This is a genomic window from Microbacterium sp. zg.Y909 (genome assembly GCF_024626565.1).
Window position 1 is genome coordinate 1 of record NZ_JANJFJ010000261.1, and the last position, 6,204, is coordinate 6,204.

6 protein-coding genes and 1 pseudogene are annotated in these 6,204 nt (G+C 71.4%); 4 read left to right on the forward strand and 3 right to left on the reverse strand.

The features are described 5' to 3' along the window. Positions 1-305: pseudogene (locus tag NQ160_RS16495) on the reverse strand (DNA polymerase III subunit delta'); the annotation flags it as partial. A gap of 163 nt (positions 306-468) precedes the next feature. On the opposite strand from NQ160_RS16495, the gene NQ160_RS16500 reads away from it, so the two are divergent. Genes NQ160_RS16500 through NQ160_RS16515 form a run of 4 tightly spaced genes read left to right on the forward strand, consistent with a single transcriptional unit; the run spans position 469 to position 4,191 of the window. Beyond that, entirely contained in the window at positions 469-1,398 is a 930-nt protein-coding gene (locus tag NQ160_RS16500; RefSeq protein ID WP_257516253.1) for an ABC transporter ATP-binding protein, read from the forward strand. After that, a complete protein-coding gene (locus NQ160_RS16505) occupies positions 1,395-2,240 on the forward strand; it encodes an ABC transporter permease (RefSeq protein ID WP_257516254.1) in 846 nt (281 codons plus the stop codon). The genes NQ160_RS16500 and NQ160_RS16505 overlap by 4 nt, the downstream gene beginning before the upstream one ends. After that, positions 2,237-3,490 (forward strand): sensor histidine kinase, encoded by a 1,254-nt coding sequence (locus tag NQ160_RS24905; RefSeq protein WP_257516255.1) that lies wholly within the window; start codon positions 2,237-2,239, stop codon positions 3,488-3,490. The genes NQ160_RS16505 and NQ160_RS24905 overlap by 4 nt, the downstream gene beginning before the upstream one ends. Positions 3,491-3,510: 20 nt before the next feature. After that, the gene (locus NQ160_RS16515) at positions 3,511-4,191 is read left to right on the forward strand and encodes a response regulator transcription factor (RefSeq protein ID WP_257516256.1); all 681 of its coding nucleotides are present in this window, start codon (positions 3,511-3,513) and stop codon (positions 4,189-4,191) included. Positions 4,192-4,237: 46 nt separating this feature from the next. Here NQ160_RS16515 and tmk read toward each other — a convergent pair whose 3' ends face one another. Continuing rightward, complete coding sequence (gene tmk, locus NQ160_RS16520) at positions 4,238-4,936, reverse strand: dTMP kinase (protein ID WP_257516257.1); 699 nt, start codon at positions 4,934-4,936, stop codon at positions 4,238-4,240. Next, positions 4,933-6,204: topoisomerase C-terminal repeat-containing protein (locus NQ160_RS16525; RefSeq protein WP_257516258.1), on the reverse strand; the 1,272-nt coding region annotated here is incomplete at its 5' end. The genes NQ160_RS16525 and tmk, both read right to left, overlap by 4 nt.

The following is a 6,204-nucleotide window of genomic DNA, read 5'->3' on the forward strand; positions in this document are numbered from 1 at the left end:
ACGAGCGCCCGGGCTTCTTTGATCGAGATGATGACGCCCTCGGTGCGCAGCGCCGTGAGGTCGGGGTGGGTGCCGGCGAGCACCTGCCTCATGACGTGGTCCACGTCGTCGCCATCGCCGGCGATGAGGCGGGCGGCGAACGCGTAGGCGAGGGTGGAGCGGCCCGAGCCCGGAGGTCCCGTGATGAGCCACGCGTGGGTCATCGAGGCGGGGTCGGATGCCGCGTCCTGCAGCTGCGCGACCGCCTCGTCCTGCCCCCACACGTCGCCCCACGGCAACTCGTGCACGATCGCGGCGGACTCCATGGGGTCCAGCCTAACCGGGGGCACCGACTCTGTCGGCGGTGTCAGCGCATGGCCCCTCACCGGTGTGTACCTGGGTACTGGTCGGATGCCGATAGTCGCGACCGCAGGCCGATGTGGCGCTGTGGGCGCGTCCGTAGCGTCGAAGGCGACGAAAGGTGCACAGATGATCCGGGTTCAGTCCCTGACGAAGAGATACGGCCGGAAGGTGGCCGTGCACGGCATCGACTTCACGGTCGAGCCGGGCAGAGTGACCGGCTTCCTGGGTCCGAACGGCGCAGGAAAGTCCACCACCATGCGCATGATCGTGGGGCTCGACCGCCCCACATCGGGTACGGCCGAGGTCAACGGGCGGGCGTACCGGGACCTTCCGGCTCCGCTGCGTGAAGTGGGCGTCCTTCTCGACGCCCGCGCCGCCCACCGGCGCCGCACCGCGTACAAGCACCTGCTGGCGATCGCGGCGACGCACCGTATCGGCGCCGCGCGGGTGCACCAGGTGATCGAACTCACCGGGCTCGACACCGTCGCCGGAAAGCGCGTAGGCGGCTTCTCGCTGGGCATGGGCCAGCGGCTGGGCATCGCTGCCGCGCTGCTCGGCGACCCGCAGACGATCATCCTCGACGAGCCGGTCAACGGGCTCGATCCGGAGGGGATCCTGTGGATCCGGGGGCTGCTGCGCGAGCTCGCCGCGCAGGGACGGACCGTTCTGCTCTCCTCCCACCTGATGAGCGAAATGACCCAGACGGCGGATCACCTCATCGTCATCGGACAGGGTCGCATCCTCGCCGACGGCCCGATGCGCGAGGTGGTCGCCGGGGCCACCCGGTCCGCCGTCCGCGTGCGCACCCGGGACGTCGACCGGCTCATCGCCGCCATCGCGGCGCCGGAGGTCACGGTGTCGACCCGCCACGACGGGGCCCTCGACATCACGTCGCTGACCGCGGAGCAGGTGGCCGATGCCGCCGCGGCATCCGGTGTGGTGCTCTACGAGATCACCACGGTCGAAGGCTCCCTCGAGGATGCCTATCTCTCGCTGACCGCAGGCGCGGTCGAATACCGATCGGCGCCCGTCGCCGGGGAAGGAGCGGACCGATGATGTCGCTCACCACCAAGGCGCACCGTGCGGACGCCCGCACGCAACGTCCACCCTTCTCGGCAACCCTCCGTTCCGAGTGGATCAAGCTCACCAGCCTGCCGTCGTCGTTCCTCGCGCTCGGCGGCATCCTCGCCATCGGGCTGGGCGGCAGCCTGTTCCTCGCACTCACGCTGGAGTCCTCGGGAGTCCCATCGGTGCCGTCCATCGAGCGCACGATCGGCGAGGTGACGATCGCGATGGTCGTGGTCGGGCAGATCATCGCCGGTATCCTCGGCGTCATGTCGATCGGCGCGGAGTACTCCTCGGGCGCCATCCAGTCCACCCTGCTCGCCTCGCCGACGCGGCTGCGGGCGCTGTGGGCCAAAGCGATCGTGGCGTTCGGCGTCGTGACGGTGGTCGCGCTGGTGACCGTCTTCGGCTCGTGGGCGGCGACGTACCCGCTCTACGCGCGGTTCGGACTCGACGCGCCGCTGGGTGCGCCCGGCGTGCTGCCGGCGCTGCTCGGCGCTGCGGCGTACCTCGGCCTCTGTGCGGCGTTCGGCGTGGGCCTCGGCGCGGTCGTGCGCTCCACGACCGCGGGTGCGATCATCGTTTTCGTCGTCACGCTCCTCGGGCCGGTGCTGACCTCGGTGCTGCCGTACAGCCTGTTCTCGCGCGTCCTGCGGGTCATGTTGCTCGGCAACGCCGGCGATGCCATGGCACGCGTCGCCCCGGAGGGCGCTCCCTTCCTCGATGTGTGGGGCGGCCACATCAGCGCCGAGGCGGGCGGGCTGTTCGTCTGCCTCTGGGTCGCGGCGGCGCTGACGGCGGGCGCAGTCGCGCTGACGAAGCGCGACGCGTGAGGCCGTCGTCCCTCTCCTCGCCGGGTGCCGCCGTCGCGGCGCCCGGCGATGCCGCGTCCGCGCCGCGGCCCCGGGTGGCGCGCTGGCCACTGGCCGACGGCTCGATCCTGGTGGGCTATCTGCTGCTCGCCGCGGCGTTCGGGTACCTGTCGGTCGAGTCGACGATCGTGACACCGCTGTGGCCGATCGTGCTCGCGACCGCGGGCGGGGTGGCCGCTGTGCTCTGCCGGCACCGGTGGCCGCGCGCGTCATTCCTCGCGCTGCTGGTGCTCCTGTCCGCCTCGGCCGCGTGGGGAACGGGCGCCGAGACTGCGCTGGTGGTGCTCGCGCTGTACATCATCGGGGTCACCAGCCGAGCGGGTCGCGCCTGGGCGGCGTTCGGTGTCGCGCTGGCGGCGGGCGCCGTGGCCGGCCTGATCCTGGCGATCCGGGTGCGGGTCGGCCCGCCGATCCTCGGCCTCGTTCCGCGTTCGGATCTTGAGGCGTGGCCGACGGATTGGGTCAGCAGCCTGGCGCTGTTCGGGGGCGCGGCGCTGATCGCGACGCTCCTCGGGATCAACCGGGGCCACCAGCGGCGTCACGTCGCGGGGCTCGTCGAGCGCGCGGAGCAGATGAAGCGGGAGCGCGACCAGCAGGCGAGCATCGCACGGGCACAGGAGCGCGAGCGCATCGCGCGTGAGATGCACGACGTGATCGCTCACTCGCTGGCCGTGATGACCGCCCTCGCCGACGGGGCGAGCGCCGTGGCGCCGACGCGCCCCGAGGAGTCCCGGCGGGTGATGGCCCGGGTGGCCGACACCGGCCGGCGCACGCTCGGCGAGGTTCGCCGGCTCCTGGCGCGGGTCGACGACGACGCGGCGACGATGGCGCCGCCCGGCCCCGCACAGCTTGCTGCCCTGGTCGACGAATTCGTCGCCGCCGGACTGCCGGTGCGGCTGGAGCTCACCGGCGTCGTCGCCGCCGACTCCGCCGTCGGCCCGACCGTCTACCGCATCGTTCAGGAGTCGCTGACCAACGTGCTGCGCCACGCCCGCGACGTGCGTGACGTGTTCGTGCGGGTGAGGCTCGCCGACGATGAGGTGACCATCCTGGTGCAGGACTCGTCCGCGCCGGCCGTGCCCACGGACTCCCCCGGCCGGGGACTCGTCGGCATCCGCGAGAGGGGGGCGTTCTACGATGGCGAGGTGGAAGCCGGCCCTCGCGACGGCGGTGGCTGGCGGGTTTTCGTCCGACTCCCCCTGAACGGATGACGATGACTGAGGAGGCGGCCGTGACCGACGGCATCCGGGTTCTGCTGGTCGACGATCAGGAGCTCGTGCGCTACGGGCTGCGCCTCGTCCTCGAGGCCGAGCCCGACATCGCCGTCGTCGGCGAGGCCTCGAACGGGGCCGAGGCCCTGCAGTCGGTCCGCCGCCTGCATCCCGACGTCGTGCTCATGGATGTGCGGATGCCGGACCTGAACGGGATCGACGCGACGAGGGAGATCTCGCGCACCCACCCCGACACCCGCGTGCTGGTGCTGACGACGTACGACCGCGATGATTTCGCCTTCGGGGCGCTCACCGCGGGAGCCGCCGGCTTTCTGCTGAAGAACACCCGCCCCGATGAGCTCGTCGCCGCCGTGCGCGCGGTGAGGACCGGCGACGCCGTCGTCTCGCCCAGGGTCACGGCCAAACTCATCGAGGTGGCCGTTCCGCACCTCGAACAGCAGGGAGGCCGTGACGACGATCTGTCCGCGCTCTCGGAGCGGGAGCGGGAGGTGTTCGTGCTGATCGGGCGCGGTCTGACGAACATCGAGATCGCCGAGGCCCTGCACCTGAGCGAATCAACGGTCAAGGCGCACATCGGCCGGATCCTCGCCAAGCTCCAGCTCCCCAACCGCGTGCAGGCGGTCATCAAGGCGTACGAAGCGGGCGTGGTGTCCGTCGGGGGACGCGAGAGCGCCTCCTGATGTCGGACGGCGCCGACTGCTGCCGTCGGCGACGACCGCCAGGGGCCTAGGAGCCGGACTCGCCGGCGAGCACCTCGGCGACACGGCGCTGCACCCGCGCGGCGATCTCGTCCACCGGCAGCCCGGCGTCGACGACGACGAAGCGGGCAGGCTCCGCCGCGGCCAGGGCGAGGAACCCGTCGCGCACACGACGGTGGAAGTCGTCCTGTTCTGCCTCGAGCCGGTCGAAGGGCTTGTCGTCCGCGTCCAGCCGCGCCCGCGCGGCCGAGGGGTCGAGGTCGAGCAGCACCGTGAGGTCTGGCAGGGCGCCCTCGGTCGCCCACAGCGACAGGCGTCGCACCTCTTCGGCATCCAGCACCCGACCAGCACCCTGGTAGGCCACCGACGAGTCGAGGTAGCGGTCCTGGATGACCACCTCACCGCGGGCGAGGGCGGGACGCACGAGGGTGGCGACGTGATGGGCACGATCGGCGGCGTAGAGGAGCGCCTCGGCCCGGGGCGCGATGTCGCCGCGGTGGTGCAGCACGATGTCGCGGACGAGCACGCCCACCTCGGTGCCGCCCGGCTCACGGGTACGCACGACGGTGCGGCCCTGCTGCTGCAGCCACTGCTCCAGAAGCGCCGCCTGCGTCGTCTTGCCCGCGCCGTCGCCGCCTTCGAATGTGACCCAGAGGCCGCGCGGCCCTTCGACGGGCTCGGCGACCCGGTGGGTGGCCTCAGGGACCGGGTCGCCGTGCGCGATCACTTCTTCTTGGCCGCGGGCTTGCGTGCCGCGGGCTTGCGGGTCGTGCGCTTGGGAGCGGGGCCCTTCGCGCGCTTGTCGGCCAGCAGCTGCACGGCGCGCTCGAACGTGACCTCTTCTGCGTTCTCGCCGCGCGGGATGGTCGCGTTGGTCTCGCCGTCGGTGACGTACGGACCGAAGCGGCCGTCCTTGAGCTTGATCGGCTTGCCGCTGACGGGGTCCGCCTCGAACTCCTTGAGCGCGCTGGATGCCGCGCGGGCACCGTACTTGGGCTGCGCGTACACGGCGAGCGCTTCGTCGAGGGTGATGGAGAACAGCTGGTCCTCGCTCTGCAGCGTGCGGGAGTCCGTGCCCTTCTTGAGGTACGGACCGTACCGGCCGTTCTGCGCGGTGATCTCGGCACCCGACTCGGGGTCGACTCCCACGACGCGCGGCAGTGCCAGCAGCTTCAGCGCGGTGTCGAGGTCGACGGTCTCCACCGACATGCTCTTGAACAGCGAAGCCGTCCGCGGCTTGGGCGCGGCATCCGCCTTCTTGCGCGTGGTCTTCTTCTTGGGCGCCTCGGCTTCGACCTCGCCGGTCTGCGGGTCGGCGGCATCGGGATCGACGGGCTCGACCTCCTGCACGTACGGACCGAACCGGCCGTCCTTGACGACGATGAGCTTGCCGTTCTCGGGGTTCTCCCCCAGCACCCGGTCGCCGGCGACGGGAGCGTCGATGAGCTCCTGCGCCTTGGCCGGGGTCAGCTCGTCGGGTGCGAGGTCGTCGGGGACGTTGACGATGCGGGGCTTGGCCTCGGGGTCGCCGCTCGCGTCGGGCACCTCGAGGTAGGGGCCGTACTTGCCGAAGCGCAGCGTCGCGATGTCGCCGATGGGCGTGGAGTTGAGTTCGCGCGCGTCGATGTCGCCGAGGTTGTCGACGATGTGACGCAGGCCCACGTGGTCCTTCGAGCCGTAGTAGAAGTCCTTCAGCCACGCCACGCGCTGCTGCTCGCCGCGGGCGATGGCATCGAGGTCGTCCTCGAGTGCGGCGGTGAAGTCATAATCCACGAGGTCCGCGAAGTGCTCTTCGAGCAGGCGCACGACGCTGAACGAGAGCCAGCTCGGCACGAGTGCCTGACCGCGCTTGGTGACGTAGCCGCGGTCGAGAATCACGTCGATGATGCTGGCGAAGGTCGACGGGCGGCCGATGCCCCTCTCCTCCAGCGCCTTGACCAGGCTCGCCTCGGTGTAGCGGGGCTTGGGACTCGTGGCGTGGCCCTTGGGCTCGAC

What these genes read in the sequence shown, in the direction of transcription:
- NQ160_RS16505 (WP_257516254.1), top strand. Translation starts at nt 1,395, where the DNA reads ATGATGTCGCTCACCACCAAGGCGCACCGTGCGGACGCCCGCACGCAA.
- NQ160_RS16500 (WP_257516253.1), top strand. Translation starts at nt 469, where the DNA reads ATGATCCGGGTTCAGTCCCTGACGAAGAGATACGGCCGGAAGGTGGCC.